General features: G+C 58.4%; 26 protein-coding genes. 20 read left to right on the forward strand and 6 right to left on the reverse strand.

Annotated features, from left to right (window positions below; genetic code table 11):
• The first annotated feature begins 156 nt into the window (after positions 1-156).
• Genes nudC through GOV53_RS15420 form a run of 3 tightly spaced genes read left to right on the forward strand, consistent with a single transcriptional unit; the run spans position 157 to position 2145 of the window.
• The gene (nudC, locus tag GOV53_RS15410) at positions 157-1137 is read left to right on the forward strand and encodes an NAD(+) diphosphatase (RefSeq protein WP_170468046.1); all 981 of its coding nucleotides are present in this window, start codon (positions 157-159) and stop codon (positions 1135-1137) included.
• Positions 1138-1177: 40 nt separating this feature from the next.
• The gene (locus GOV53_RS15415; RefSeq protein WP_170468048.1) at positions 1178-1645 is read left to right on the forward strand and encodes an SRPBCC family protein; all 468 of its coding nucleotides are present in this window, start codon (positions 1178-1180) and stop codon (positions 1643-1645) included.
• A 32-nt stretch (positions 1646-1677) separates the two neighbouring features.
• Complete coding sequence (locus GOV53_RS15420; RefSeq protein ID WP_170468050.1) at positions 1678-2145, forward strand: GNAT family N-acetyltransferase; 468 nt, start codon at positions 1678-1680, stop codon at positions 2143-2145.
• 12 nt (positions 2146-2157) lie between these two features.
• Here GOV53_RS15420 and GOV53_RS15425 read toward each other — a convergent pair whose 3' ends face one another.
• Positions 2158-2991: a prephenate dehydratase gene (locus tag GOV53_RS15425; protein ID WP_170468052.1), complete on the reverse strand. Its 834-nt coding sequence runs from the start codon at positions 2989-2991 to the stop codon at positions 2158-2160.
• Positions 2992-3111: 120 nt separating this feature from the next.
• Between GOV53_RS15425 and GOV53_RS15430 the strand changes: the two genes are divergently transcribed.
• The 5 genes from GOV53_RS15430 (at position 3112) to GOV53_RS15450 (ending at position 9475) form a co-directional block, all read left to right on the forward strand.
• Positions 3112-3618, forward strand: coding sequence for a c-type cytochrome (locus GOV53_RS15430; protein ID WP_170427382.1), 507 nt, complete (start codon positions 3112-3114; stop codon positions 3616-3618).
• Between the two features lie 176 nt (positions 3619-3794).
• Positions 3795-5699, forward strand: coding sequence for an extracellular solute-binding protein (locus GOV53_RS15435; RefSeq protein ID WP_170468054.1), 1905 nt, complete (start codon positions 3795-3797; stop codon positions 5697-5699).
• A 9-nt stretch (positions 5700-5708) separates the two neighbouring features.
• Positions 5709-6794 (forward strand): microcin C ABC transporter permease YejB, encoded by a 1086-nt coding sequence (locus GOV53_RS15440; RefSeq protein WP_170427380.1) that lies wholly within the window; start codon positions 5709-5711, stop codon positions 6792-6794.
• Entirely contained in the window at positions 6795-7901 is a 1107-nt protein-coding gene (locus GOV53_RS15445) for an ABC transporter permease (protein ID WP_170468056.1), read from the forward strand.
• Positions 7898-9475 (forward strand): ABC transporter ATP-binding protein, encoded by a 1578-nt coding sequence (locus GOV53_RS15450; RefSeq protein ID WP_170468059.1) that lies wholly within the window; start codon positions 7898-7900, stop codon positions 9473-9475. The genes GOV53_RS15445 and GOV53_RS15450 overlap by 4 nt, the downstream gene beginning before the upstream one ends.
• A gap of 19 nt (positions 9476-9494) precedes the next feature.
• On the opposite strand, the gene GOV53_RS15455 is transcribed toward GOV53_RS15450, so the two are convergent.
• Together GOV53_RS15455 and hemN are read right to left on the reverse strand one after the other, a co-directional pair.
• Positions 9495-11423, reverse strand: a complete 1929-nt coding sequence (locus GOV53_RS15455; RefSeq protein ID WP_170468061.1) for an elongation factor G — start codon at positions 11421-11423, stop codon at positions 9495-9497.
• A gap of 178 nt (positions 11424-11601) precedes the next feature.
• On the reverse strand, positions 11602-12957 hold the full coding sequence (gene hemN / locus GOV53_RS15460) for an oxygen-independent coproporphyrinogen III oxidase (RefSeq protein WP_170468063.1): 1356 nt from the start codon (positions 12955-12957) through the stop codon (positions 11602-11604).
• Positions 12958-13021: 64 nt separating this feature from the next.
• On the opposite strand from hemN, the gene fnrL reads away from it, so the two are divergent.
• Together fnrL and GOV53_RS15470 are read left to right on the forward strand one after the other, a co-directional pair.
• The gene (gene fnrL, locus GOV53_RS15465; RefSeq protein WP_170427375.1) at positions 13022-13762 is read left to right on the forward strand and encodes a transcriptional regulator FnrL; all 741 of its coding nucleotides are present in this window, start codon (positions 13022-13024) and stop codon (positions 13760-13762) included.
• A gap of 64 nt (positions 13763-13826) precedes the next feature.
• Complete coding sequence (locus tag GOV53_RS15470) at positions 13827-14081, forward strand: GlsB/YeaQ/YmgE family stress response membrane protein (RefSeq protein WP_170468065.1); 255 nt, start codon at positions 13827-13829, stop codon at positions 14079-14081.
• 33 nt (positions 14082-14114) lie between these two features.
• Here the strand turns inward: GOV53_RS15470 and GOV53_RS15475 are convergent, their stop codons facing one another.
• Positions 14115-14954, reverse strand: coding sequence for a universal stress protein (locus GOV53_RS15475; protein WP_170427373.1), 840 nt, complete (start codon positions 14952-14954; stop codon positions 14115-14117).
• A gap of 197 nt (positions 14955-15151) precedes the next feature.
• Between GOV53_RS15475 and ccoN the strand changes: the two genes are divergently transcribed.
• From ccoN to nusG, 10 genes are all read left to right on the forward strand, one after another.
• Positions 15152-16759, forward strand: coding sequence for a cytochrome-c oxidase, cbb3-type subunit I (gene ccoN, locus GOV53_RS15480; protein ID WP_170427372.1), 1608 nt, complete (start codon positions 15152-15154; stop codon positions 16757-16759).
• A 14-nt stretch (positions 16760-16773) separates the two neighbouring features.
• Positions 16774-17502: a cytochrome-c oxidase, cbb3-type subunit II gene (ccoO, locus tag GOV53_RS15485; RefSeq protein ID WP_170468067.1), complete on the forward strand. Its 729-nt coding sequence runs from the start codon at positions 16774-16776 to the stop codon at positions 17500-17502.
• A gap of 12 nt (positions 17503-17514) precedes the next feature.
• Positions 17515-17700, forward strand: a complete 186-nt coding sequence (locus GOV53_RS15490; RefSeq protein WP_170468069.1) for a cbb3-type cytochrome oxidase subunit 3 — start codon at positions 17515-17517, stop codon at positions 17698-17700.
• On the forward strand, positions 17697-18560 hold the full coding sequence (ccoP, locus tag GOV53_RS15495) for a cytochrome-c oxidase, cbb3-type subunit III (protein WP_170468071.1): 864 nt from the start codon (positions 17697-17699) through the stop codon (positions 18558-18560). The genes GOV53_RS15490 and ccoP overlap by 4 nt, the downstream gene beginning before the upstream one ends.
• A 429-nt stretch (positions 18561-18989) precedes the next feature.
• A complete protein-coding gene (ccoG, locus tag GOV53_RS15500; protein WP_170427368.1) occupies positions 18990-20417 on the forward strand; it encodes a cytochrome c oxidase accessory protein CcoG in 1428 nt (475 codons plus the stop codon).
• A 1-nt stretch (position 20418) separates the two neighbouring features.
• On the forward strand, positions 20419-20877 hold the full coding sequence (locus GOV53_RS15505; RefSeq protein WP_170468073.1) for a FixH family protein: 459 nt from the start codon (positions 20419-20421) through the stop codon (positions 20875-20877).
• A 3-nt stretch (positions 20878-20880) separates the two neighbouring features.
• Positions 20881-23058 carry a heavy metal translocating P-type ATPase gene (locus GOV53_RS15510; protein WP_170468075.1) on the forward strand — a complete coding sequence of 726 codons (2178 nt, stop codon included), beginning with the start codon at positions 20881-20883 and terminating at the stop codon, positions 23056-23058.
• Positions 23059-23063: 5 nt separating this feature from the next.
• Positions 23064-23222 carry a cbb3-type cytochrome oxidase assembly protein CcoS gene (ccoS, locus tag GOV53_RS15515; RefSeq protein WP_170355309.1) on the forward strand — a complete coding sequence of 53 codons (159 nt, stop codon included), beginning with the start codon at positions 23064-23066 and terminating at the stop codon, positions 23220-23222.
• A 68-nt stretch (positions 23223-23290) separates the two neighbouring features.
• Positions 23291-23488, forward strand: a complete 198-nt coding sequence (secE, locus tag GOV53_RS15520) for a preprotein translocase subunit SecE (protein WP_170427365.1) — start codon at positions 23291-23293, stop codon at positions 23486-23488.
• Positions 23489-23689: 201 nt separating this feature from the next.
• Positions 23690-24223 carry a transcription termination/antitermination protein NusG gene (nusG, locus tag GOV53_RS15525; RefSeq protein ID WP_170427716.1) on the forward strand — a complete coding sequence of 178 codons (534 nt, stop codon included), beginning with the start codon at positions 23690-23692 and terminating at the stop codon, positions 24221-24223.
• Between the two features lie 108 nt (positions 24224-24331).
• On the opposite strand, the gene GOV53_RS15530 is transcribed toward nusG, so the two are convergent.
• Together GOV53_RS15530 and GOV53_RS15535 are read right to left on the reverse strand one after the other, a co-directional pair.
• Positions 24332-25096, reverse strand: a complete 765-nt coding sequence (locus GOV53_RS15530) for a hypothetical protein (protein WP_170468077.1) — start codon at positions 25094-25096, stop codon at positions 24332-24334.
• Positions 25093-25947, reverse strand: a complete 855-nt coding sequence (locus GOV53_RS15535) for a hypothetical protein (protein ID WP_170468078.1) — start codon at positions 25945-25947, stop codon at positions 25093-25095. The genes GOV53_RS15530 and GOV53_RS15535 overlap by 4 nt, the downstream gene beginning before the upstream one ends.
• Between the last annotated feature and the right edge of the window lie 27 nt (positions 25948-25974).

The raw sequence follows: 25974 nt of genomic DNA on the forward strand, positions 1-25974 counted from the left end.
TTTGCATTATTCAATTTCAACAAAAAGATTATTCCCTGCAAATTTCAAGGCTTAGCTAAACCCATTTGACGGAAAACGGGAATTCCAAGCGGAAATCACCGTTGCAACTGTTGGGCCGTCATGGCAGCCCTGTGCGCACTAGCCTAAGGATAACTCATGAAAAATGCGGAATATGTGACCTTTGGTGGCTCGGGATTGGATCGCGCGGCACATATTCGTGGTGATGCGGAAAAACTCGGGCAGGCGCGGCAACATCCCGGTGCGAAATGCCTGTTGTTGTGGCGCGGCAAGGTCCTGGTGAAGGGTGAAGCGCTGGATCAACTCGGGTTTGTATCCATGACCCACAAGTTGGTTGAAAGCGGTCCGGGTGGCTCGGTCGAGCAGCCTGTCTTCCTGGGCATGTCCGATGACGCGCCGGTGTTTGCCGCCGATATCTCGGGCTGGGCAGCGGACGGATTGGATTTGTCGGGTGTCGGCGCTTTTGTGGACCGAAGCGAGCAGCAGCACCCTGATTTGCCGCAGGGCCATGTCTTTGCCGAACTGCGCCGGATCATGACCCGCCTTTCGACGCGCGATGCAGAATTGGCCGCCTCGGCCAAGGCGGTCATCGGTTGGCATGAAACCCACCGCTTCTGTGCCCGGTGTGGCGCTGCCAGTGAGCTGGCGCAAGCCGGATGGCAGCGCAGCTGCCCGTCCTGTGGCGCGCAGCATTTTCCGCGTACGGACCCGGTGGTCATCATGCTGATCACCTACGGCGATTCGGTGCTGATGGGGCGGTCGCCTGGCTGGCCCGAGGGGATGTATTCGCTGCTGGCCGGATTTGTGGAACCCGGCGAAACGCTGGAAGCTGCGGTTCGGCGCGAAGTGCTGGAGGAAGCGGGGGTTCCGGTCGGGGCTGTCAGCTATCTGTCCAGCCAGCCCTGGCCTTTCCCGGCGTCGCTGATGTTTGGCTGCGCGGGCGAGGCCTTGTCGCGTGACATCACGATTGATCCGGTCGAAATCGAAGATGCCATGTGGGTCAGTAAGTCTGAAATGATGCAGGCGTTTGCGGGTGAGCATCCCAAGCTGCTACCGGCTCGCAAAGGTGCGATTGCGCATTTCCTTCTGCAAAACTGGCTTGCGGATACCCTGGACTGACAAAATACTGAGCTGAATAGCAAGAGACCCTCGAACCCCAATGCAGTTTACAGCGCGCGAAGACATCGAAGCACCCATCAACGCCGTATTCGAGATGGTTGCCGATTTTGAACGGTTCGAACGCATTGCGATGCGCCGTGGGATCGAGGTGCGGCGAACGTCCGGCCACATGGGAGTGGTCCCGGGCACAGCGTGGGAGACCGAGTTCAAATTGCGTGGTAAGACCCGACAGATCTCGGTCGAAATGACCGAATGTGATCCACCGTCGCTGATGCGGTTCGAGGCTGCCAGCAAGGGGATGTACGGCGTCACGACAGTTGAGCTTTTGGCCTTGTCGCCGCGCCGCACCCGCCTGAGCTTGGATATGGCCCTGTCGGCAAAGTCGCTGCCAGCTCGGCTGTTGCTGCAATCGCTGAGGCTTGGTCAATCCCGATTCAAGCGCCAATTTCAGCTGCGCCTCACTGAGTTTGCCCGAGAAATGGAACAGCGCCACATTCACGGGCGGTGAGCAGACCAGCCAAACGCTTGGAAGGACGCGAAATGGATGGCATCGAAATCCGCAAAGCGGTCCTAGCGGACGCCGAAGGCATCTCGGGCGTATTGCGGGAAATAGCTGCGGCGGGAAAACGCAATAAACCGAGTGACGTTGATTTCGTGAGGCAGCACTACGTGATCGACCCGGATCGTATCAGATGCTCGGTCGCAGCTCAGGACAATCGGATACTGGGGTTTCAGTCCCTGAAGTGGGCGGTTGATGGCAATCCTTATGGTGCGCCGGTCGGGTGGGGCGTTATCGGCACGCATATCCGCCCGTCCGCGGCGCGACGCGGTGTTGGGCGCGCCTTGTTCCGCGAGACACTGTTGGCGGCGCGGGCGCATGACCTTCCGGCTATTGATGCCACCATCGCCGCCAAAAATGCCGAAGGTCTGGCCTATTACGCGGCGATGGGATTTGTGGACTATCGGCAGTTGGATGGTGCCCAGTGCAAACGCTTTACCATCACTTAGTCACGGATCGTTTCAGCCGCGCGGCTGGGCGGCCGGGTAGACACCGAGAATTTCAACATTCGTCGTAAAGTGTTCCAGCTCATCCATTGCCAGTTGAACGTTCCGGTCGTCCGGGTGGCCCACTATATCCGCATAAAACTGAGTCGCGGTGAACGACCCGTCGACCATGTAGCTTTCCAGCTTGGTCATGTTGATGCCGTTGGTCGCGAACCCACCCATCGCTTTGTACAGAGCGGCAGGAATGTTGCGGACCTGGAAAACAAAGCTGGTGATCATGCCGTGCTCACCCCGGCGGCTGTTGTCGGCCTGCCGTGACATCACCAGAAAGCGCGTGGTGTTGTTGTCGCGATCCTCGATATGACGCGCGAGCACGTTCAACCCATAGATCTCGCCAGCCAACTCGCTGGCCAGAGCGGCCGAATGCAAATCGCCCTGTTCGGACACTTCGCGCGCAGCGCGTGCGTTGTCGGGGCTGACGCGCCCACGGATATTGTGCTCTTTAAGGAATTCAGCGCATTGAGGCAGCAACACCAGATGAGAATGCGCCTCGGTCACATTTTCCAGCTTGGCGCCGGGCACACCAAGCAGATTGATGTGCACCCGCACAAAGGCCTCGTCGATGATGTGCAACCCGCTGTGCGGGAGCAGCCGGTGAATATCGGCCACCCGCCCATAGGTGGTGTTCTCGACCGGCAGCATCGCCAGTTCAGCCGCGCCCGAGCGCACCGATTCGATCACATCTTCGAAAGTCCGGCAAGGCAGAGCTTCCATATCGGGGCGGGCATTGCGGCAGGCCTCGTGGCTATAGGCGCCGGGTTCTCCCTGAAATGCAATACGTTTGGTCATTTGGTCGATTCCGTGCAACAAGTTCGATAATTGGGCGTTTAGTCGCGGTGTCTATACCTTGCCTCTTGTCAGGGGAAGCCTTAGACACCCCGCAGACAGCTGAAATGGACACGCGATCAAATGTTCGACACGATGACAGTTACTAAGGCCGCTGCAGGCCTGTTTGGCACCTTCCTGGTGCTGCTTCTGGCCAAATGGGGCGCAGAGGTTCTTTACCATGCGGATGGGCATGGCGAGACGGCCTCGTACATCATCGAAACCGAAAGCTCGGGCGAAAGCGCCGACGGCGAAGAGGTGGTGTTCGAAGACATGCTGGCTGCTGCCGATCCGGACAAGGGCGCCCGCGTCTTCCGCAAGTGCACCGCCTGCCACAAGCTGGAAGACGGCGCAAACGGCACTGGCCCCTATCTGTTCGCGATTGTGGACCGCCCGGTTGCCGCGGCAAAAGGGTTCACCGGATACTCTGCTGCGATGCAGGCGCATGGCGGCAACTGGACACCCGAAGCACTGGATGCCTTCCTGACGCGCCCCAGCGCCTATATCTCGGGCACATCCATGAGCTTTGCTGGCCTGAAAAAGCCGCAAGAGCGTGCAGACCTGATTGCCTATCTGCAGACCATCAAATAAGAATCGACCCGGTTTCGACTGGTTCCAAAGCCGCTGTCCGCAAGGCAGCGGCTTTATTTTTTGTCTAAGAAAAACTTCACAAAGTGTTCACGCATTCTAAACTTGAAACTGGCAGGGCTGGTCTTTTAGCTGGTGCCAACAAGATTAGAGACGTCAACGACCAGGGGATGAGCCATATGAAATCCATTCGAGTTTCCGCTTTAGTGCGACCACGGGATTTCGGGCGTTTAATTCACATCCTGGCATTTGGGGCCCTGTTATGTGCAGCTGCTGCGACGCAGGTCTTTGCCGAAGAAAAGATCATCAAATCGCACGGGTTCTCGGAATTTGGTGATCTGAAGTACCCCGAGGGGTTTGCACATTTCGACTATGTGAACCCGGACGCCCCGCGCGGAGGCGAACTTTCCTATGCCGCGCAGGGCACGTTCGACAGTTTCAATCCGTTCACCCGTCAGGGCCGCGCCGGTGCGCGCTCGGCCGACCAATACGAATCTTTGCTGATCGAATCGTATGATGAACCGGCCTCGTACTATGGTCTTCTGGCTGAAAGCCTTGAATACCCTGAAAGCCAGGATTGGGTGATCTTCAACATGCGACCCGAGGCGCGGTTCTCCGATGGTACTCCGGTCACGGCTGAGGATGTGGTCTTTTCCCATAATCTGCTGTTGGATCAGGGGTTGAAATCTTACGCCGATGCGGTGCGCAAGCGGATCCCACGGGCAGAAGCATTGGATGAACATCGGGTCAAATTCTATTTCGCCCCGGATATCCCGCGCCGGGCTTTGATCTCGCAAGTTGGCGGAACACCGGTATTCTCAAAGGCGTGGTTCGAAGCTGACCCCGAGAATCGCCGCCTGGACAAATCGCGGCTTGTTCCGGGTATCGGGTCCGCGCCCTACCTGCTGGACAGCTACGACATTAATCGTCGCATCGTTTACAAGCGTAACCCGGACTATTGGGGTGATCACGTCAACGTAAATGTTGGTCGCAACAACTACGACAAAATCCGTATCGAATACTTCAGCGACTCGATTGCCGCGATGGAGGGGTTCAAGGCCGGGACATTCACACTGCGGCAAGAGAACAACTCGAAAAGCTGGGCCACGGCCTATGATTTCCCGGCGATTGAAAATGGCGCTGTAGTGCGTGCCGAGTTGGCGAACGGGAACGTCCCGTCGGCCAGTGGCTTCATCATGAACCTCGACCGTCCCAAGTTTCAGGACCCGAGGGTCCGAGAAGCGGTACAACTTGGGTACAACTTCGAATGGACCAATGAGAGCCTGCAGTATGGCCTGTTCCAGCAGCGCAACTCGTTCTGGGAAGGCACGCATCTGGAAGCTAAAGGTCTGCCAGAAGGGCGTGAGTTGGAGGTACTGCAAAGCCTCGGCGATGCTGTTGACCCCGCGGTTCTGACCGAAGAACCCGTCATGGCACATGAATCGCGAGCTGCGCGCCAGAATGATCGCCGGAACCTGCGCGCAGCCATGAAATTGCTGGACGAAGCAGGTTGGATCGTTGGCGATGACGGTATCCGCCGCAACGCAAACGGCGAGGTTCTGTCCATCGAATTCCTGTCGGATCAGCCGACTTTTGATCGCATTATCCAGCCCTTTGTCGATAACCTGCGCGCGATGGGGATTGATGCGGTCTACAACCGTGTCGACAACGCGCAGTTCACCCTGCGCCGCCGGGACCGCGACTTTGATATGATTTACGGTGGATATCCGACATCATTGCAGCCATCGACGGGTCTGTATCAGCAATTCGGGACCGAGTCTGCGGCGTTTTCAGTGTTCAACCCATCGGGGGCGCATGGCCCCGATATCGAACCGCTGATCGACAACATCGTGGCGGCCACCGATAGCGAAGAACTTTTTGCAAATGTGCGCGCCTTGGATCGTGTTCTGCGCGCCAAGCGGATCATGGTTCCCACGTGGTATCTTGGCCAATACTGGGTTGCCTATTGGGATATGTACGAATACCCGGAAAACCTGCCGCCATATGCGCTGGGCGTCGAAGACCTCTGGTGGATTAACGCAGAGAAAGAAGCCGAGTTGAAATCTTCAGGTGCCTTGAGGTAATCCGCCCCCATGGGAGCATATATCCTAAGACGCCTGTTGCTGGTGATCCCCACATTGCTGGGGATCATGATCGTCAACTTCACGCTGGTTCAGTTCGTTCCCGGCGGTCCGATTGAACAGATCATTGCCCAGATGGAAGGCGGCGGTGATGTGTTCGAAGGCATCGCCGGTGGCGGCAGCGATATCGAACAGCAAACCGGTGGCGCGAATGACCGCTACATAGGTGCACGCGGCCTTCCGCCCGAGTTCATTGAAGAGCTCGAGAAGGAATTCGGGTTCGACAAACCTCCGGTTCAGCGCTTCCTCGACATGATGGGCAACTACCTGACGCTGGATTTTGGTGAGAGCTATTTTCGCTCGATCAGCGTGATTGATCTGGTGCTGGAAAAGATGCCGGTGTCGATCTCACTAGGCCTGTGGTCGACCCTGATCGCCTATCTGGTGTCGATCCCGCTGGGCATTCGCAAGGCGATCAAGGACGGATCACAGTTTGATACATGGACTAGCGGCGCCATCATTGTCGCCTATGCCATCCCGGGCTTCCTGTTCGCCATTCTGCTGCTGGTGCTGTTTGCCGGTGGGTCCTACTATCAAATCTTCCCGCTGCGGGGCCTGACGTCGGACAACTGGGACAGCCTGAGCCTATTCGGAAAGATCGTCGACTACTTTTGGCACATCACGCTGCCGATCATTGCGCTGACGATCTCGGCTTTTGCGACGCTCACGCTGCTGACCAAGAATTCGTTCTTGGATGAGATCAAGAAACAGTACGTCATGACGGCCCGCGCCAAGGGCCTGAGCGAAAGCAAAGTGCTCTATGGCCATGTGTTCCGAAACGCGATGCTGATCGTGATCGCAGGTTTTCCGGCGGTGTTCATCGGCGTTTTCTTCGGTGGCTCAATTATCATCGAAACGATCTTCTCGCTGGACGGTCTGGGTCGATTGGGCTTTGAGGCCGCTGTTGCGCGTGATTATCCGGTGATCTTCGGCACGCTCTTTATCTTTGGCCTGATGGGCCTGGTTGTCGGCATCATCAGCGACCTGATGTATGTGCTGGTTGACCCGCGCATCGACTTCGAAAAGCGGGAGGGTTAAATGGCGCTCTCTCCACTCAACCAGCGCCGCTGGCGCAATTTCCGCCGCAACGGTCGGGCCTTTTGGTCGCTTATCATCTTTTCGGTCCTGTTTGGCCTGTCGCTGTTTGCCGAGTTCATCGCAAACGACAAACCGATCCTGGTGAAGTACCGGGGTGAGTTCTATACCCCGATCTTCAATTTCTACCCGGAAACCGAGTTTGGCGGGGACTTCCAGACCGAAGCAATCTATCGCGACCCCGAGGTGCAATGTCTGATCGACAGCGGCGGACTTGAAGAATGCTTTGACGATCCCGAAGGGATCATTGATGAGATCAAGACCGGCACGTTCCAGGCTGACGGGTACGAGCGCGGCTGGGCCATCTGGCCGCTGATCCCGTATTCCTTCAACACCAGCGTCGACCGACCGGGTGCCGCGCCGCTGCCCCCCAATGGTCAGAACCTGCTGGGTACGGATGACACCAAACGCGACGTTCTGGCCCGTGTGATCTATGGCTTCCGCTTGTCCATCCTGTTCACGCTGATGGTCACTGGTGTGGCCAGCCTGATCGGCATCTTTGCCGGAGCGATACAGGGCTTTTTTGGCGGATGGCTTGACCTGATATTCCAACGGATCATTGAGATATGGTCCGCGACGCCGTCGCTTTACGTGATTATCATCATGTTTGCCATTCTGGGCCGAAGTTTCTGGCTGCTTGTGGCGTTGATGATCCTGTTCAGTTGGACCGGTCTGGTCGGCGTCGTGCGCGCAGAGTTCCTGCGGGCTCGGAACCTTGAATACGTCCGCGCTGCGCGAGCGCTGGGTGTGGGCAACATGACCATCATGTTCCGCCATATGCTGCCCAACGCGATGGTTGCCACGCTGACCTTCATGCCGTTCATCGTGACGGGCACGATCGGAGGGCTGGCCTCGCTGGACTTCCTTGGCTTTGGCCTTCCGTCCTCGGCCCCGTCGCTGGGTGAGCTGACCTTGCAGGCGAAACAGAACCTGCAGGCCCCGTGGCTGGCCTTCACCGCCTTCTTCACCTTTGCCATCATGCTGTCGCTTCTGGTCTTCATCTTCGAAGGCGTCCGCGATGCGTTTGATCCCAGAAAGACCTTTTCATGAGCCTGTTGGATGTGAATAACCTCAAGGTGTCCTTCCGGCAGGACGGTCAGGTTTCAGCCGCGGTCAAGGGTGTGTCATTTACCGTGGACCGGGGCGAAACGGTCGCGTTGGTTGGCGAATCCGGATCGGGAAAATCTGTGACCGCGCTCAGCACTGTTTCGTTGCTGGGCGACAGTGCGATGGTCGAAGGCTCCGTCAAATATGACGGGGATGAGATGATTGGCGCGTCAGAGGCCAAGCTGATGGAAGTACGGGGCAACGATATCAGCTTTATCTTCCAAGAGCCGATGACCTCGCTGAACCCGCTGCATACCATCCAAAAGCAGATGGCCGAGTCGCTGGCCTTGCACCAGGGCCTGTCCGGCGATGCCGCGCGAGACCGGATCGTTGAACTGTTGACGAAAGTCGGCATCCGTGATCCCGAGGAACGCTTGGACAGCTATCCGCACCAACTGTCTGGCGGCCAACGCCAGCGCGTGATGATCGCTCTGGCGCTCGCAAACAAGCCCGACATCCTGATCGCGGACGAACCGACAACCGCGCTGGACGTAACGATTCAGGCGCAGATCCTTGAATTGCTGGCCGAACTGCAGAAGTCTGAAAACATGGGGATGCTGTTCATAACCCATGATCTGGGCATTGTCCGCCGTATCGCGGACCGGGTCTGTGTGATGAAGGATGGCGAGATTGTCGAAACCGGTGCCACGCGCGAGATATTTGACAACCCTCAGCATCCTTACACTCGCAAGCTGCTGGCGGCAGAACCGTCCGGCCACCCCGACCCGGTGGCCGCCGACGCCGAAGAGGTCGCCCGCACCGAGCATCTGAAGGTCTGGTTCCCGATCCAACGCGGATTCCTGAAACGCACTGTCGGGTTTGTGAAGGCCGTGAACGACGCCACGCTTAGCGTACGTGCAGGTGAAACTCTGGGTATCGTGGGCGAAAGTGGGTCCGGCAAAACCACTTTGGCGCTGGCCATCATGCGTTTGATCGCGTCTGAGGGCGGCATCACTTTCAGGGATCAGGATGTACGCCGCTGGTCCACGCGCGAGCTCCGACGTTTGCGCAAGGACATGCAGATCGTGTTTCAGGATCCCTTCGGCAGCCTCAGCCCGCGGATGACCTGCCAACAGATCATCGCCGAAGGGTTGGCGATCCACAAGGTTGACCCCCACCGCGCGCCGCGTGAGCTTGTGGCCGAAGTGATGACCGAGGTAGGGCTGGACCCTGCTGCGATGGACCGCTATCCGCACGAGTTTTCAGGCGGTCAGCGCCAGCGCATTGCCATCGCCCGAGCCATGGTTCTGCGGCCCAAACTGCTGGTTCTGGACGAGCCGACCAGCGCGTTGGACATGACGGTGCAGGTTCAGATTGTTGATCTTCTACGCGATCTTCAGCGGAAATATGGGCTGGCCTACTTGTTTATCAGCCACGACCTCAAGGTCGTACGCGCGATGTCGCACAACGTGATCGTGATGCGGAACGGAGACGTGATCGAGATGGGCTCGGCCGAGGACCTGTTCGAAAACGCGCAGACGGATTACACCCGCGAGCTGATAGCGGCGGCGGGCTGACACCAGCCCGCCCCAAATTTCAGGCAGTTGCCTTTTCCCGAGCGGCTGATTTGGGGACCGGCCCGCGCAACTCTTCGTAGTGATCAAAGCTTAGCTTGACCCAGCCGGTGCCGCGTGTGGCACTGGCGAGTGTGCGGTGCAGCTCGTCCTCGGCGACGGCGGGCAGCTGGGCGTTGAAGATTTCCCAGCCCGAAGCATTTGGGTTGCCCTCAAAGCCCAAGACCTGACCCTGCAGAGAGCTGATCGTGGGCACCAGATCGCCAACAAAATCTGACGGCAAGTGAATCTCAGCGTTCAGGATGGGTTGTAGCACCACCGGTTTCGCCTGTGGCAGCGCTTCACGTACCGCGTTCTTTCCAGCGGTACGGAACGCATAGTCCGAGCTGTCGACGTTGTGATGCTTGCCGTCGCTCAGGGTGACTTTGACATCAACAACGGGAAAGCCCTCGGGACCCTGCGCCAACGCATCTTTGGCACCGTGTTCGACCGAAGGGATATAGTTTCGGGGAACGGCACCGCCCTTGACTACCTCTTCGAACTCGAACCCTGCGCCACGCGGGGTAGGCGCGATCGAGATGACGACGTCGGCAAATTGCCCTGCGCCACCTGATTGCTTGCGGTGGCGGTGGCGGTGCTCGACAGGCGCGCGGATGGTTTCGCGATAGGCGGTTTCAACCTGTTCGGTATCGATCTCGATCCCGAAATCCTCGGCCAGCTTGGCGCTGATGCGACGCATATGTTGGGGCCCTTGCGAACCCAGGACCGCGTGACCGCTCAGCTCATCTTGTTCGAGATGCAGTCCGGGATCGATCTCGGTCAGCCGGGTCAGCGCATTGGAAAGGCGCACATCATCGCGCTCATGCGTAGGGGATACGACCTGCCGGTGAGCCGCTGGATGAGAGTCGGCCCATTCCGGTAACGGCGTGGCCCCGGTGCTGTCATACAGGTTGCCCGGATTAAGGTGGTCTGACTTTACAGCCAGCCCAATCTGCCCGGCCTCTAGTTCAGCGATTTGAGTCTTGGCGTCCAATGTCGTCAGGTTACCAACCGTGTCACCGCCCAGAGCTTCATGCGCCTTGACGCCTTTGCCCAGCCCGCGCAGGACGATGATCTTGCCGATATGTTTTTTGACATCCGCGAACCCGGCTATAGCACGCGCGGTTTCCTCGGCTTCGTCCCGCCCTGCGGCGATATCGAACTCGGGTGCCTCGTGCCGCAACGCTTTCATCAACCGGGTCAGGCCGTTTCCGTGGCTGGCCGAGCCCAAGCAGGCTGGTATTAATTGATGGTTCTGCAGAACTTGAGCGGCCAGATCGTAGATTTCCTCGCTCGGTGGTTGTTTGTCTTCGATCAACTGTTCCAGCAGGTGGTCATCGAAATCGGAAAGCGTTTCCAGCAATTCCGTCCGGGCTTCCTGTTCGCGGTCTTCCACGGATTGTGGCAGTTCGATCAGGGCCGAGGGTTGTCCTTCCTGATACTTCCAGGCGCGTTCAGAAATCAGGTCAACTGCGCCGATGATCGTGTCCCCATCCCGGATCGGCACCTGCCGCAAGGCGATGTGATGGGTGCAATAGGTCTGCAGGGCTGCGATGATGTCGCGGATGCGGCCATTGGGACTGTCCATGCGGTTGATGAACAGGAAGCAGGGAATGCCCGCCTCTTCCACCAAGCGCAAATACGGGGCGCACAGCACGGCGGCATCGGGGTCCGGCGGCACGACGACAACAGCCGCGTCCGAGATCGCCATTGCAGGCCCCACATAGGCCAGCGTGTCGCTGCCCCCGTTCACGTCAATGGCACACCAGGGCTCGCCTAAATAAGAAAAACCGTGCAAATGCACGGTCCCGGATACGTCGAATGTGGTTGGCCGGCCATCGAGGCGGCTTATGGCCTCGACCAGAGTAGTTTTGCCCGATTGGCTGGGGCCGAGGACGGAAAAAACGCGCATGGATGCTGTCCCTCTTTCAAGTTGCAGAACGGCTGCACGAAAAGGGCGGTCGAGCGCGAATGCCTCGGCACATGCTGTCTGGTATTTTGCCTGCCTCGGGCGCGGGGCGGATGTTCACCCGCCCCCTGAGTGTGGGGAAAACACACCCTTCGCGTCAAGTCTTGTCCCAGCTATGGGATCAGATCGCCGAACTGTGACCTGCCTTGCTGAGGTCATAGGCGTCAAAGCTACGCGCGATCATCCGGGTCAGCGGGCGGGCTTCGGGCGGAACGAACAACCCGTCGTCGGTGATGCTGAGCAACCCGTCAAATTCAGAATTCGCAGCCTCGTACATATCGCGCAGGTCGGCCTCGGAAATGGTATGATCGCGCAGGATTTCGGCCGAATTGATGCGGAAGTCGCACATCAAAGCTTCGATCAGGCGGGCGCGCAGGATGTCCTGACCCTTGAACAGATGCCCGCGAGAGATCGAGAACTGGCCATCGCGGATGGCTTTTGTATGCGCCGAGGTTGCCGGTGCGTTTTGAGCATAGCCTTGCGGGAATTTCGAGATCGAGCTTGCGCCGACTCCGATCAAAACCTCGGCCTGATCGTCGGTGTAGCCTTGGAAATTACGTTTCAACCGGCCTGCGTTCAGCGCATGCGTTAGCCCGTCATCCTGTGTCGCAAAGTGGTCGATCCCGATCTCGGCGTAGTTGTCCCATAGGAAAAGCCGCCGCGCTGTATCAAAAAGGTCCAGGCGGTTTTCGGGTGTGGGCAGGGCGTCCGTTGGAATCAATTGCTGCCGTTTTGCCATCCACGGCACATGAGCGTAACCGTATAGCGCCACTCGATCAGGGCTGAGCGACAACAGCTTTTGCACGCTCTCGGTCATCTTCGCTTTGGTCTGATGCGGCAACCCGTACAGAATGTCGGCATTCAGGCTTGTGATGCCGCGCGCGCGGATCATGTCGACGGCGTTACGCGTGGTGTCATAGCTTTGGATGCGACCGATGGTTTTTTGAATGTCGTCGTCAAAATCCTGCACGCCGATCGAGGCGCGGTTCATGCCCGCTTCGGCCAGTGCGTCCAGACGGGCTTCGTCGATTTCATTGGGGTCGATTTCCACCGAAAACTCGGCATCCGGTCCAAGGGGCACGATCTCGAGGATGCGCGCCGCCAAATCCCGCATCAGGTCCGGGTTCAGCAAGGTGGGCGTGCCGCCGCCCCAATGCAAGCGCGACAGTGTCACGCCTTCGGGCAAGTGGGCGGCCAGCAGATCCAGCTCTGCCTTCAGGACGTCCACATAGGCAACCACAGGGCTGTCGGTCTGAGTCCCTTGGGTGCGGCAGGCGCAAAACCAGCATAGTCTGCGGCAGAACGGAACATGGACGTAAAGCGACACGGAGCTGCCGGGTTTGATTCCGGAAATCCAGTCACCAAAAAGACTTGGCCCCACATCATTGCTGAAATGCGGGGCTGTGGGGTAGCTTGTGTAACGCGGGACTTTCGCGTCAAATAGTCCAAGCTTTGCCAATTGCGGTTTCACTATCATAGCGATACCGTTAAGGCACCGTCGACACAGAAACCTTGACCGAGATCAAGTGGAACCGCGCACGATGCTAAAAGCTCAATTTGACCACACCAACTGTTCGGACTGTCCAATCCGGCACCGCGCCGTTTGTGCGCATTGTGATGCCGATGAGTTGGAAGAGCTTGAAGACATCAAGTATTACCGCACCTTCGAGGCAGGGCAGACGATTATCTGGTCCGGTGATCAGATGAATTTTGTCGGCTCGGTCGTGTCCGGGATTGCTTCGTTGACGCAGACGATGGAAGACGGACGCACACAAATGGTTGGCCTTCTGCTGCCCAGCGACTTTGTCGGGCGACCGGGGCGCGAAGCCGCGCCCTACGACGTGCAGGCCACGACCGATCTGGTCATGTGCTGCTTTCGCAAGAAACCGTTCGAAGATCTGATGAATACTACCCCGCACATCGCTCATCGCCTGCTGCAGATGACGCTGGACGAGCTGGATGCCGCCCGCGAATGGATGCTGGTGCTGGGGCGCAAGACCGCGCGCGAAAAGATTGCCAGCCTGCTGTCTATCATTGCCCGCCGCGATGCTTCGATCACGCCAAAGGACAAGCCTGCGCCCATCGTGTTCGACCTTCCGCTGACGCGTGAGGCGATGGCAGACTATCTGGGCCTGACCCTCGAAACCGTCAGCCGCCAGATCTCGGCGCTCAAGAAAGACGGGATTATCCAGTTGGAGGGCAAACGCCACGTGACGATCCCGGATATGCGTCGCCTGATGGAAGAGGCTGGCGACGATTCGGATGGCGGGTTCCTGGTTTAATCCTGTTCTCTGAGAGTTTTCCGTGGTTTACTGGCTTGGTGAATAAACCAGTCAGGAGCATGACATGGAATTCAGTAGCCTTTTGGCAATGCTTATCATCGGCTGCATCGCCGGGTGGCTTTCGGGCAAGATTATGGAAGGCCGGGGCTTTGGCCTGATCGGTAACGTGATCGTTGGGATCATTGGCGCATTCCTTGCGGGCACGATCTTTCCGGCGTTGGGCTTTTCTGTCGGCGGCGGTGTTTTTTCGTCGATCTTTTTTGCGACGATTGGTGCGGTCATCCTGCTGTTCGTGATCGGATTGATCAAACGCGCTTGAACCACCCGCCGGAACGGGTGGTCCTGGGCTTTTTCAGTGTGCCATAAAAACCGGCACCGAAGCTTGTTCCAGCATGTTGCGGGTGGCCCCGCCCAGGATCGCCTCGCGGAACCGCGAATGGCCGTAGGCACCCATGACAATCATATCCGCTTCGCTGTCAGCGGCGTGCCGGTTCAGAATGTCCGAGACGCGCGTCATGGTTTTACTCAGCACGTCAATTTCACACTTGGCCCCATGGCGGGCCAACATCTGAGACAACAGCCCGCCCGGGTCAGATCGATCCGGGCCGTGGCGCGGCGGGTCGATGACAACGATCCGAACCACATCAGCCTGTACCAGGAACGGCAGCGCGCGACGAATGGCGCGCATGGCCTCGACGCTTTCATTCCAGCCGATCAAAATCGTGCCGGGACGTTGGAAAGGCGTCGCGTTTTCGGGTGTGACCAGAACAGGTGCGTGACCTTCGAACATGGCCGCTTCGACAATCGGTTCAGACTCTGCCCCCCGATCTTTGCCGTAAGGTTGCGGAAGGACAACCAGATCGGAGAAACGGGCGCGATGGGCAACGTGACGGCCGATATCGGCTATTTGCGCGACACCGCTTTCCGCAGACCAGCGAATTCCGGATTTACCCAGGTAATCTTTGGTATGAACCAACAGCTCGTCGGCTTCGGCATTGGCCCGGCTCAGAGTCTCTTGCAGGACCAGTGCGTTCGCGCCCGCGTAGTAATACCCAGCCTGACTGCGATCCACGCCAAGACACAGCGCGTCGGCATGTGCGTCTTGTCCATCCGCCAGTGCGACCATTTGAGCCAAAGCCGGTTTTGATTGTTCCGCGTCCGTTACGACTGTGAGAAGAGATTTGTAAGCCATCTTGACCTCTTGCCTGGGGGACTGAGTCACCTGCGACGACGCAGCTCATCCTTAAGGCTTAGGATTGTCACAGATTTCGGCGTATTGTCTTGACACAGATCAAAGCAAGTCTGGCCGCCGTGGGACACAACAGCGGCCAGTCAAATAGGTTCCGCGACTAAACAAGGATCGCGCGGGGCATGGCAAAGGGACGCAATATGTCAAATTACATCAAGCTGATCGTGCTTGGTCTGATCGCGATATTCGCGGCGATCGGAACCAACTATGCACGCGATTTGGCGTATCAGGTGCATGCAATTCTGGTGATGCTGATCGCCGGTGGTTTGTTCATCTGGACGCTGAGAAACACGGATGAGCCAGATATCCTCGTTGACCGCTCGGCCGAATACATGGATGACGTGATCCGCTATGGCGTGATCGCGACGGCCTTCTGGGGCGTCATCGGGTTCATCGCAGGGACGTTCATCGCGTTCCAGCTCGCCTTTCCGGTGCTGAACTTCGAATGGGCGCAAGGGTACCTGAACTTCGGCCGTCTGCGCCCGCTGCATACCTCGGCGGTGATTTTTGCGTTTGGCGGCAACGCGTTGATCGCGACATCATTCTACGTGGTTCAGCGCACCAGCGCCGCGCGGCTTTGGGGCGGTAACCTGGCGTGGTTCGTATTCTGGGGCTATCAGCTATTCATCGTTTTGGCCGCGACTGGCTATGTTCTGGGCGGAACGCAGTCCAAGGAATATGCAGAGCCAGAGTGGTATGTTGACCTGTGGCTGACCGTTGTTTGGGTCGCTTACCTGGCCGTTTTCCTGGGCACGATCGTCAAGCGGAAAGAGCCGCATATCTACGTGGCGAACTGGTTCTACCTGGCGTTCATCGTGACTGTCGCGATGCTGCACCTGGTCAACAACATGACCATCCCGGTCAGCATCTGGGGCTCTAAATCGGTCATCGTCTGGTCCGGCGTACAAGACGCCATGATCCAGTGGTGGTATGGCCACAACGCTGTGGGCTTTTTCCTAACCGCGGGCTTCCTGGGTATGATGTACTACTTCATCCCGAAACAGGCCGAACGTCCCGTATTCTCGTACAAGCTGTCGATCATCCACTTCTGGGCGCTGATCTTCCTGTACATCTGGGCCGGTCCGCACCACCTGCACTATACCGCGCTGCCTGACTGGGCTTCGACGCTGGGCATGGTGTTCTCGATCATCCTTTGGATGCCGTCCTGGGGTGGTATGATCAACGGTCTGATGACCCTGTCGGGTGCATGGGACAAGCTGCGCACCGATCCGGTGATCCGTATGATGGTGATCTCGGTCGGTTTCTACGGCATGTCCACGTTCGAGGGTCCGATGATGTCGATCCGCGCTGTGAACAGCCTGTCTCACTATACCGACTGGACCATTGGTCACGTGCACTCGGGCGCGCTGGGCTGGAATGGCATGATCACCTTTGGTGCGCTGTACTTCCTGGTGCCGGTCCTGTGGAAACGCGATCGCCTGTATTCGCTGCAGATGGTCAGCTGGCACTTCTGGCTCGCAACCATCGGCATCGTGCTCTACGCGGCATCGATGTGGGTCACCGGTATCATGGAAGGCCTGATGTGGCGTGAAGTGGATGCCAACGGCTTCCTGGTGAACTCTTTCGCCGACACCGTGGCGGCCAAGTTCCCGATGTATGTGGTGCGTGCGCTGGGCGGTGTTCTCTACGTCGCTGGTGGCGTGATCATGTGCTACAACCTGTGGATGACTGTGCGGAAAGCGCCGGCCAAAGAAGCCAGCCTGTCCGTCGCGGTCCCGGCTGAATAAGGAGGGCCGGAGCAATGGCAATTCTCGACAAACATAAGATCCTCGAGACCAACGCGACCCTCCTGCTGATCTTCAGCTTCCTGGTCGTGACCATCGGTGGCATCGTTCAGATCACCCCGCTGTTCTACCTTGAGAACACCATCGAGAAGGTGGAGGGCATGCGCCCTTACACCCCACTCGAAATGGCGGGTCGTGAAATCTACATCCGCGAAGGCTGCTATGTCTGCCACAGCCAGATGATCCGCCCAATGCGGGACGAGGTCGAGCGCTATGGCCACTACTCGCTGGCGGCTGAGTCGATGTATGACCACCCGTTCCAGTGGGGCTCCAAGCGTACGGGTCCTGATCTGGCGCGCGTTGGCGGCCGTTACTCGGATGATTGGCATGTGCGCCACCTGCGTGATGCACAGTCAGTCGTGCCGGAGTCGGTCATGCCCAAGTACGGCTTCCTGGAACAGCGCAAGATCGACGGTCGTTACATTGGTGACATCATGGCGGCAAACGCAGTGGTCGGAACCCCGTATACCGAAGAGATGCTGGAAAACGCCGTCGCGGACTTCCGTGCACAGGCAGATCCGGACAGCGACTTTGACGGGTTGCTCGAACGGTATGGCGATAAGGTCAACATCCGTAACTTTGACGGCCAGCCCGAGCTGACCGAAGCGGACGCGCTGATCGCCTATCTGCAGATGCTGGGTACTTTGGTTGATTTCTCGACCTTCACCCCGGATCCGAGCCGCTAACAGGAGGGTGTGATGGAAGAATACACAATCCTAAGGCAATTCGCGGATAGCTGGATGCTGTTGCTGCTGTTTGTCTTCTTTATTGGCATTGTGGTCTGGGTTTTCCGCCCCGGTGCCAGCAAGGAGTACAAAGACACCGCCAACATTCCGTTCCGGCACGAAGACAAACCCGCCGAACCCGAGGAGGCGAGGAAATGAGCAAACCATCTGAAAAACTGCCGGGCGATCCAAAAACAACCGGACACACCTGGGACGGGATCGAGGAATTCGACAACCCGATGCCTCGTTGGTGGCTGTGGACCTTCTACGCCACGATCTTCTGGGGTGTGATCTATACGATCATGTACCCAGCCTGGCCTCTGGTACAGTCGGCAACAGCCGGTGTTCTGGGCTGGTCGTCCCGCGCCTTGGTCCAAGAAGAACTGGTCGAGTTTGAAGAGGCAAATGCCCCTTGGAATGCCAAGCTGGTTGAAACCCCGCTTGAGGACATCTCGAAGGACCCAGAATTGCAGCAATATGCTGTAAATGCGGGTAGTGCGGTCTTCCGTACCTGGTGTGCCCAGTGCCACGGCTCGGGTGCGCAAGGCGCGGCTGGGTTCCCGAACTTGCTGGACGACGCATGGCTGTGGGGCGGTTCGCTTGAGGATATCGAGTACACCGTTGCTTATGGGATCCGGAACGAAGAAAGCGACGATGCGCGCTATTCCGAGATGCCGGCCTTTGGTGAAATCCTTGAAAAGGATGATATCACCCAAGTGGTCCAGTACGTGATGTCCCTGACCAATGCGCAGACCGATGATGCGGCGGCACAGGCGGGCAAGGTTGTCTTCGAAGATAACTGCGCAGTCTGCCACGGCGAAGACGGTAAAGGCGATGTCACCCAGGGTGCACCGAACCTGACGGATGCGATCTGGCTTTACGGTGGCAGCCAAGAGGCGCTGACCGAGACGGTCACCTATAGTCGCTTTGGCGTGATGCCCCCGTGGGAAAATCGCCTGACCGATGCGCAGATCCGCGCGGTAACTGCCTATGTCCACCAGTTGGGTGGCGGTCAGTAAGGTCATAAGAATACCTTCGGACGGTTAACCGCCCGAAGGTTGAGGCACCGGCTGTTCCATCTGTTCGCGCGTTTCCTGAACAGCCGGTGCTTAATCCTTATCCTACAATTCGTGCTTTTGTCGGTCCAGCGGTGGGTCATTGTCCTGTTGCGTTGTCCATGCGCTTCGTGGCGCGGCATTTTGTCGGACAACAACGTGATCGGGTCATTTCTCTTTTCCGCCCGTTGAGACAAAAAACCTCCGATTTCCCTTGTTTTTCTCTCTTTTGGCAGGCGCAAGCGTCCCAAAAAACTGTTGGGTAAGAAGGGGGGCGAACTGGTAAGCTGTGACAAAAGGTGTCTGCACGATGCGCTTTTGACCCATGTCAAAGTGACTACCTTTGTGATCTGGAAAAAGACGCCGTGACAAAGCCACATCTGGAGCCAGCCCGTGAGCGATTCCGACCCTGCACCTAGCCTGTACGCTGCAAGAGAACCCATTTTCCCAAGGCGCGTTTCCGGGCCGTTCAGAAACCTGAAATGGATCATCCTCGCGGTCACTCTGGGTATCTACTACATCACGCCCTGGATCAGGTGGGACAGGGGCCCCAGTCTTCCCGATCAGGCGGTGCTTCTGGATTTGGCAAACCGCCGTTTCTATTTCTTCTGGATCGAAATCTGGCCGCACGAGTTCTATTTCGTGGCCGGCCTTCTGATCATGGCAGGGCTTGGCCTGTTCCTGTTCACCTCGGCGCTGGGTCGCGTGTGGTGCGGCTATGCCTGTCCGCAGACGGTCTGGACCGATTTGTTTATCCTTGTCGAGCGTTGGATCGAAGGGGATCGCAACGCCCGCTTGCGCTTGCATCGGCAGGAAAAGATGGATTTTCGGAAGGCGCGTCTGCGTCTGACCAAGTGGACCGCTTGGCTGCTGATCGGTTTGGCGACCGGCGGGGCCTGGGTGTTCTATTTTGCTGATGCGCCGACGCTTGCACGCGATCTGGTCACCGGGAACGCGCATCCCGTCGCCTATACGACCATGCTGATCCTGACCGGCACGACCTTCCTGTTCGGTGGGTTTGCCCGCGAACAGATCTGTATCTACGCGTGCCCTTGGCCACGGATTCAGGCCGCGATGATGGACGAAGACACCCTGGTCGTCGGGTATCGTGAGTGGCGGGGTGAGCCGCGGGGCAAAGGAAAACGGACTGCGGATTCCGAGCTGGGCGACTGCATCGACTGCATGGCCTGCGTGAACGTTTGTCCGGTTGGTATCGACATTCGCGACGGCCAGCAGCTGGAATGCATCACATGCGCCCTGTGTATCGACGCCTGCGACGACATGATGGCCAAGATCGGCAAGCCGCGCGGTCTGATCGACTATATGGCGCTGAGCGACGAAACGCGCGAGCGCGAAGGTCAGCCACCCAAGAGCGTCTGGAAACATATCCTGCGTCCCCGGACCATCATGTACACGGCGCTGTGGTCTTTGGTGGGCTTTGCACTGCTGTTTGCTCTGTTCATTCGCTCGGACATCGAGGTCACCGTGGCGCCGGTGCGTAACCCGACCTTCGTGACCTTGTCTGACGGGACGATCCGCAACACCTATGACGTGCGGCTGCGCAACAAGCATGGTGAGGATCGGCTGTTCAAGCTGTCTCTGGCCGGTGATCCGGCGATGCGTCTCGTGATTGAGGGCACCCAGCTTGATACAGTGAACGTGACCGCCGATACTGCACAGCTAGAGCGGGTCTATATCATCGCATCCAAAGACACCGATCCGGCAGCGGCCGACACGACGCCGGTACGGATCTGGATCGAAGACCTGCAAAGCGGTGAGCGCGCCTACAAGGACACGACGTTCAATGGACGAGGAAACTGATATGGCAGAGCGTCAATTTACCGGGAAACATGCCCTGGCGGTTTTTGTCGCCGCATTTGGGGTGATCATCACTGTCAACCTCGTGCTTGCCTACAGCGCCGTTAAAACCTTTCCGGGGCTTGAGGTTAAGAACTCGTATGTTGCCAGTCAGGAGTTCAACGAGCGCCTGAAGGTTCAACAGGAACTGGGTTGGGAGATCCGGGCCGAAAACACGGGTGGTCTTCTGATCTTGCACATTACCGACCAGTCCGGCGCCCCGGTTCAAGTGGCCGAGCTGCAGGCGGTTGTGGGCCGTGCGACTCACGTGAAAGACGATTTCAGCCCCGATTTTACCTTTGACGGTAACGCCTATTCCACGCCAGCGACGCTGGGCAAAGGGAATTGGAACATCCGCCTTGTGGCCAAGGACAGCAGCGGTGCCGAGTTTGCGCAGCGTGTGCCGTTGTACGTGAAAGGGTAGGGGATGACGGCTCAGCTCAGCTCAGGTACGGCGGCATGTCCGGGTTGCATCGCCACCCCGGCGGAACCCGCGCGGCCTATTCCTGAGGATGTGCAGATTGCCTTGTCTCTGCCGGGTATTCACTGCTCGGCCTGTATCGCGAATGTTGAACGCGAGCTGAACGCCCATCCGGGGGTCGAGGATGCGCGGGTCAATCTGACTCTTAAACGCGCCATGATCAAAGCCGCACCGGAAACGCGCGCCGCTGATCTGATCCCGGTGCTGGAACGGGCAGGCTATGAAGCGCATGAGCTGGACCCGGGCGCGCTGTCTGCCACGCAGGCGGACAAGGCGGGGCGCGACTTGCTGATGCGGCTGGCGGTGGCCGGGTTCGCCTCGATGAACGTGATGCTGCTGTCTGTGTCGGTCTGGTCCGGGGCCACAGACGCAACGCGCGACATGTTCCACTGGATTTCGGCGGCAATCGCGCTGCCCGCGATTGCATTTTCCGGGCAGCCCTTCTTTGCCAACGCCTGGAGCGCCCTACGTGTGCGCCGTCTGAACATGGACGTGCCAATCGTGCTGGCCATCCTGCTGGCGCTGGTCACATCACTATGGGAGACCGCGCTGAGCGGCAAACACGCCTATTTCGATGCGGCCCTCACGCTAACCTTCTTCCTGCTGGCCGGGCGGTATCTGGACTATCGCACCCGTGCTGCGGCGCGTTCCGCGGCCGAAGAACTGACCGCGCTTGAGGTCCCTCGGGCAATTCGTCTGGTGGACGGCGTCGAACAAGAGGTCTCGGTTACAAGCCTCGCTGTGGGTGATCTGGTACTTGTGCGCCCGGGTGGACGCATGCCTGTGGATGGGCAGATCGTATCCGGCACCTCGGAACTTGACCGTTCCTTGCTGACAGGGGAAACCTTGCCGGTTTTTGCCGAGGCCGGGCTGGACGTCAGCGCGGGCGAAGTCAATCTGACCGGGCCGCTGACCATCCGGGCAACCGCAGTGGGCGAGGATACGTCGCTGCATCGTATGGCCGATCTCGTTGCCATCGCTGAATCGGGTCGGTCGCGATACACGTCGCTGGCGGATAAGGCCGCCAAGCTTTACGCACCGGGGGTCCATATCCTGTCCGCGCTCAGTTTCGTTGGTTGGTATATCTATTCCGGCGATGTCCGTACGGCGCTGAATATTGCCGCGGCCGTCCTGATCATCACCTGTCCCTGTGCGCTGGGACTTGCCGTGCCTGCGGTGACAACGGCGGCCTCGGGGCGGTTGTTCCGCAAGGGGATGCTGATCAAACACGCCACCGCGCTGGAGCGTCTGGCCGAGGTCGACACAGTCGTGTTCGACAAGACCGGAACGCTGACCTCCGGCACCCCCAAACTGATCAATCTGGGGGATCATTCCCGCGCCGACCTTGAAGTAGCGCTGGCGCTGGCCGAGGCGTCCTCGCACCCCTTGTCCGTGTCGCTTGCCAAATCGGCCAAAGACGCGGGTATCAAGCCCGCCCGTGTCGAAGATGTCGTCGAGGTGCCCGGCTATGGCACCGAAGGCACCTATCGCGGCCAGCGCGTTCGCCTTGGTCGCGCCGGATGGACGGGCGGTGACGAAGGTAGCCAAACAGCCGCCTGGCTGGCCATTGCGGGTCAGGCACCCGCCGCGTTCCTGTTCACGGACTCATTGCGCCCAGGCGCGGCTGAGGCCGTAAAGGCGTTTCGCGATGCCGGGAAAGAGGTCATCCTGATCTCGGGGGATACTAAGGGCGCGGTTCAGGCGCTGGCCGGCAAGCTGGGCATTGAAACCTGGATTGCCGAGGCTCTGCCCCAGGACAAGGCCGCCCATGTACAGGCGCTCAGCGATAAGTGGCGTCATGTATTGATGGTTGGCGACGGGTTGAACGATACGGCCGCGCTGGCTGCGGCGCATGTGTCGATTTCTCCGGCATCGGCGCTGGATGCGGCGCGGGTTGCGTCGGATATCGTGCTGCTGGGCAACGACCTGTCGCCAATTGCGGACGCCTGTGACACGGCGGTCAAGGCAACGAAACGGATTCGCGAGAACTTCCGCATCGCGACGGTTTACAATATCATCGCCGTACCCTTGGCCGTGGCCGGGCTTGCCACTCCGCTGATAGCGGCTTTGGCGATGTCGACCTCGTCCATTACTGTGTCCCTGAACGCTCTGCGCCTGAGGTAGTTGATATGGAAGTTCTGGCCTATCTGATACCGATTTCCCTGTTTCTGGGCGGGGTTGGCCTGGTGGCATTTGTCTACACGGTTCGATCGAACCAGTATGACGACCCCGAAGGCGACGCGCGTCGCATCCTCAGCGATGAATGGGACGACAAGCCCAAGCCCTGAGTGCCCTTGAAATTGCCGCAATGCCCGGTTATGTCCGGCCTATCCGCTAGCAGAGAGAACCAAGCCAAATGGCCACCACAAACCCGATCCAGTTCATTCAGCAAGTCCGTGCCGAAGTTTCCAAGGTCGTCTGGCCGACCCGGCGCGAAGTTCTGCTGACCACGGTCATGGTGTTCATCATGGCGGCACTGACCGCTGTGTTCTTTGCGCTGGTCGATCTGGGCATTCGCGGCGGTCTGCAGCTGATCCTGGGTGCATTCGGCTAAGTCGGTCAGGGCGGTGCGGAAACGTCACTGCCCTCTTGCACAGCGCGCGATGTCAGAGTAGTTGACACGGTACTATTCGGAATGGGCGTGCGGCGATTCGGGCTGCGCGCCGCTTTTTATTCCGGGTCACGTGATAGAATTTCAATGATGGACGCGTCCGACCAAATGGACGCTCCGAAGGCAAACAAGGACGACAGGTTCATGGCGAAACGGTGGTACTCGGTCAGCGTTCTTTCGAACTTCGAAAAGAAGATCGCAGAGCAGATCCGCACATCCGTGGCCGAACAGGGCCTTGAAGACGACATCGACGAAGTGCTGGTCCCCACAGAAGAGGTTATCGAGGTACGTCGCGGCAAGAAGGTCACGACCGAGCGTCGCTTCATGCCCGGTTACGTCCTGGTGCACATGGAAATGTCGGATCAGGGGTATCACCTGATCAACTCGATCAACCGCGTCACCGGCTTTCTGGGCCCGCAAGGTCGCCCGATGCCGATGCGCGACGCTGAGGTGAACCAGATCCTCAACCGTGTTCAGGAAGGTGAAGAAGCGCCAAAGCTGATGATCACCTTCGAGGTTGGCGAGAAGGTCAAGGTCAACGACGGCCCGTTCGAAGATTTCGACGGCATGGTCGAGGGCGTGGACGACGAAAACCAGAAGCTGAAGGTTTCGGTTTCGATCTTTGGTCGCGAAACCCCGGTCGAGCTGGACTTTACGCAGGTCACCAAGCAGGGCTAAGGGGTCTTCCCACTTGTTTTGAACGCCGCGATGCCACGAGCGCCGCGGCGTTTTATTTTGGCGAAACCAATTCTCGGCCCGGCGGCATAAGGGCAGAAACAGCGTTGGCTAGGGTCGACCGGGGATCAGTTCTTGCTGCTGAAGAACTGTGAGTATGTCGAGGATCGTGGATGGGCTGACATCAACGGAACCGTCCAAGAAAACGCCAAGACCACCGTCTCCGATCTCACGCGGGCCGCCCTTGTCATAAACAGGATCAAGGGACGCCAGCTCTGCCGGGAGTTCCGGGCACAACGGGGTGTCGTTTAGCACAAGACCGACTGCGGCCAGCATCAATTCCTTGACGGATTCCAATGTGTCATCTTCCAATAGTTGCTCTCGCTGTGCTTCGGGTGCTGTAAGTGTCAGGTCAATGAGTTTGAAGTAGGCGCAGTTGTCGCGCAATTCGACGGTAGCTTCGGTGGACATGTTGGCCGCAATAGCTCTTTTTTCTTCACCGCGCTGAAAGTCGCGATCACTGGTGCGGCTGCATTCGAAAATCGTGACAGTGACCGCCCCATCCAGGCCGATTGCGTCGCCCTGAGCGTTGAAGCTTAGGTCATCCAGCCGAACCTGCAGGCCGCAATTGTCGACGATTGCGTTGTTGGCTAGTCGCTCGGGCACAATTCTCTGCATTTCACGCAGATCGAGAAGCGCACCTACCCCGATCCGTGTCGGCGCAGCAGCGGTGAGGTTCAGGTCAAGCGTGTAAGGCAGTTCCGTGTCGCGAACAGGCAGGGACGCATCGATCAAAAAATTGACCTGCTCGGCTTCCGGAGCGCGGGCGTTCAGGGTCGTCGCCACCAAGACCGGGATCATTAACCAAAGTCTCATTCGGCAAACTCCAATACGCCAAGCTCTTTCAGACCCGCGAGAACTTCAACAATTGTCTCGGCGCTGACATCCGCCGACCCGACAACGGCCGCTCCCATCCCGCCGGGTGCAATTTCGCGGGTGCCGCCGGATTCGTAGATTGGGTCCAGAACCGCGAACTCCGAAGGCAGTGGCGGGCAGACTGGGTTGGCAGCCAGGAATTCTCCGCCTTTTTCCAGAACGGCGTCGTTGATGCGGTTGGTTAGTCCAAAAAGATTGCTCACGCCTCCGATGAAACCACGCGGGCTGAGGTCAACGCTTTCGATGCTGAAGGTAAGGCATTGGCCCTTCACTTCGGCCTTGGCGACCGCGATCGCATCCACGGTAGCGCCAAAGTAGCGAATTCCGGGTTCTTCGTTCCGTTTACACCGCGTGAATTGGGCACGGGCTGAGCCTTCAACTTTTACAGTTTCGCCTATGGCGGTGACGTCTCGGACCTCAAGATAAATCTGACGATTGCAGCTTTCCTCCAAAGGGCCTGTTAGTATCTGCGGTGCTTTTTCCTGCAAACCCCGCAAGTCCATGAATGCCCGCAGTCGCAAACGGGTCGGACTGGATTCCTCAAGACCGCCGTAGACCGTGAAAGGAACCGGAATGTCGCGAAGCGGAACTTCCTTGGTCAGTTTGATTTGGAAGCGACCGGCATAGGTGGCAGGGTCAATCCCTTTTGAAGCGAATGACGAGGTTTGAGCGGCGCTATCAGCTTGTGTTGCGACCGCTGCGCTTTGATCCTGAGCCTTGCTGCCGCATCCCGGTACCACAGCAAAAAGAATGCAGATCAGTAACCCCTTGTTTAGGCGAGATGACGCCATCCCAGACCGCCCCTTTTGTAATCAAGC

The sequence above is a fragment of the Ruegeria arenilitoris genome (assembly GCF_013035315.1).
GTDB classification, from domain to species: domain Bacteria; phylum Pseudomonadota; class Alphaproteobacteria; order Rhodobacterales; family Rhodobacteraceae; genus Ruegeria; species Ruegeria arenilitoris_D.

What these genes read in the sequence shown, in the direction of transcription:
- GOV53_RS15445 (WP_170468056.1), top strand. Translation starts at nt 6,795, where the DNA reads ATGGCGCTCTCTCCACTCAACCAGCGCCGCTGGCGCAATTTCCGCCGC.
- GOV53_RS15450 (WP_170468059.1), top strand. Translation starts at nt 7,898, where the DNA reads ATGAGCCTGTTGGATGTGAATAACCTCAAGGTGTCCTTCCGGCAGGAC.
- GOV53_RS15535 (WP_170468078.1), bottom strand. Translation starts at nt 25,947, where the DNA reads ATGGCGTCATCTCGCCTAAACAAGGGGTTACTGATCTGCATTCTTTTT.
- GOV53_RS15420 (WP_170468050.1), top strand. Translation starts at nt 1,678, where the DNA reads ATGGATGGCATCGAAATCCGCAAAGCGGTCCTAGCGGACGCCGAAGGC.
- GOV53_RS15490 (WP_170468069.1), top strand. Translation starts at nt 17,515, where the DNA reads ATGGAAGAATACACAATCCTAAGGCAATTCGCGGATAGCTGGATGCTG.
- GOV53_RS15470 (WP_170468065.1), top strand. Translation starts at nt 13,827, where the DNA reads ATGGAATTCAGTAGCCTTTTGGCAATGCTTATCATCGGCTGCATCGCC.
- ccoO (WP_170468067.1), top strand. Translation starts at nt 16,774, where the DNA reads ATGGCAATTCTCGACAAACATAAGATCCTCGAGACCAACGCGACCCTC.
- GOV53_RS15415 (WP_170468048.1), top strand. Translation starts at nt 1,178, where the DNA reads ATGCAGTTTACAGCGCGCGAAGACATCGAAGCACCCATCAACGCCGTA.
- GOV53_RS15430 (WP_170427382.1), top strand. Translation starts at nt 3,112, where the DNA reads ATGTTCGACACGATGACAGTTACTAAGGCCGCTGCAGGCCTGTTTGGC.
- GOV53_RS15455 (WP_170468061.1), bottom strand. Translation starts at nt 11,423, where the DNA reads ATGCGCGTTTTTTCCGTCCTCGGCCCCAGCCAATCGGGCAAAACTACT.
- nusG (WP_170427716.1), top strand. Translation starts at nt 23,690, where the DNA reads ATGGCGAAACGGTGGTACTCGGTCAGCGTTCTTTCGAACTTCGAAAAG.
- GOV53_RS15440 (WP_170427380.1), top strand. Translation starts at nt 5,709, where the DNA reads ATGGGAGCATATATCCTAAGACGCCTGTTGCTGGTGATCCCCACATTG.
- secE (WP_170427365.1), top strand. Translation starts at nt 23,291, where the DNA reads ATGGCCACCACAAACCCGATCCAGTTCATTCAGCAAGTCCGTGCCGAA.
- hemN (WP_170468063.1), bottom strand. Translation starts at nt 12,957, where the DNA reads ATGATAGTGAAACCGCAATTGGCAAAGCTTGGACTATTTGACGCGAAA.
- GOV53_RS15435 (WP_170468054.1), top strand. Translation starts at nt 3,795, where the DNA reads ATGAAATCCATTCGAGTTTCCGCTTTAGTGCGACCACGGGATTTCGGG.
- ccoS (WP_170355309.1), top strand. Translation starts at nt 23,064, where the DNA reads ATGGAAGTTCTGGCCTATCTGATACCGATTTCCCTGTTTCTGGGCGGG.
- GOV53_RS15475 (WP_170427373.1), bottom strand. Translation starts at nt 14,954, where the DNA reads ATGGCTTACAAATCTCTTCTCACAGTCGTAACGGACGCGGAACAATCA.
- fnrL (WP_170427375.1), top strand. Translation starts at nt 13,022, where the DNA reads ATGCTAAAAGCTCAATTTGACCACACCAACTGTTCGGACTGTCCAATC.
- ccoN (WP_170427372.1), top strand. Translation starts at nt 15,152, where the DNA reads ATGTCAAATTACATCAAGCTGATCGTGCTTGGTCTGATCGCGATATTC.
- GOV53_RS15505 (WP_170468073.1), top strand. Translation starts at nt 20,419, where the DNA reads ATGGCAGAGCGTCAATTTACCGGGAAACATGCCCTGGCGGTTTTTGTC.
- GOV53_RS15510 (WP_170468075.1), top strand. Translation starts at nt 20,881, where the DNA reads ATGACGGCTCAGCTCAGCTCAGGTACGGCGGCATGTCCGGGTTGCATC.
- ccoP (WP_170468071.1), top strand. Translation starts at nt 17,697, where the DNA reads ATGAGCAAACCATCTGAAAAACTGCCGGGCGATCCAAAAACAACCGGA.
- nudC (WP_170468046.1), top strand. Translation starts at nt 157, where the DNA reads ATGAAAAATGCGGAATATGTGACCTTTGGTGGCTCGGGATTGGATCGC.
- GOV53_RS15530 (WP_170468077.1), bottom strand. Translation starts at nt 25,096, where the DNA reads ATGAGACTTTGGTTAATGATCCCGGTCTTGGTGGCGACGACCCTGAAC.
- GOV53_RS15425 (WP_170468052.1), bottom strand. Translation starts at nt 2,991, where the DNA reads ATGACCAAACGTATTGCATTTCAGGGAGAACCCGGCGCCTATAGCCAC.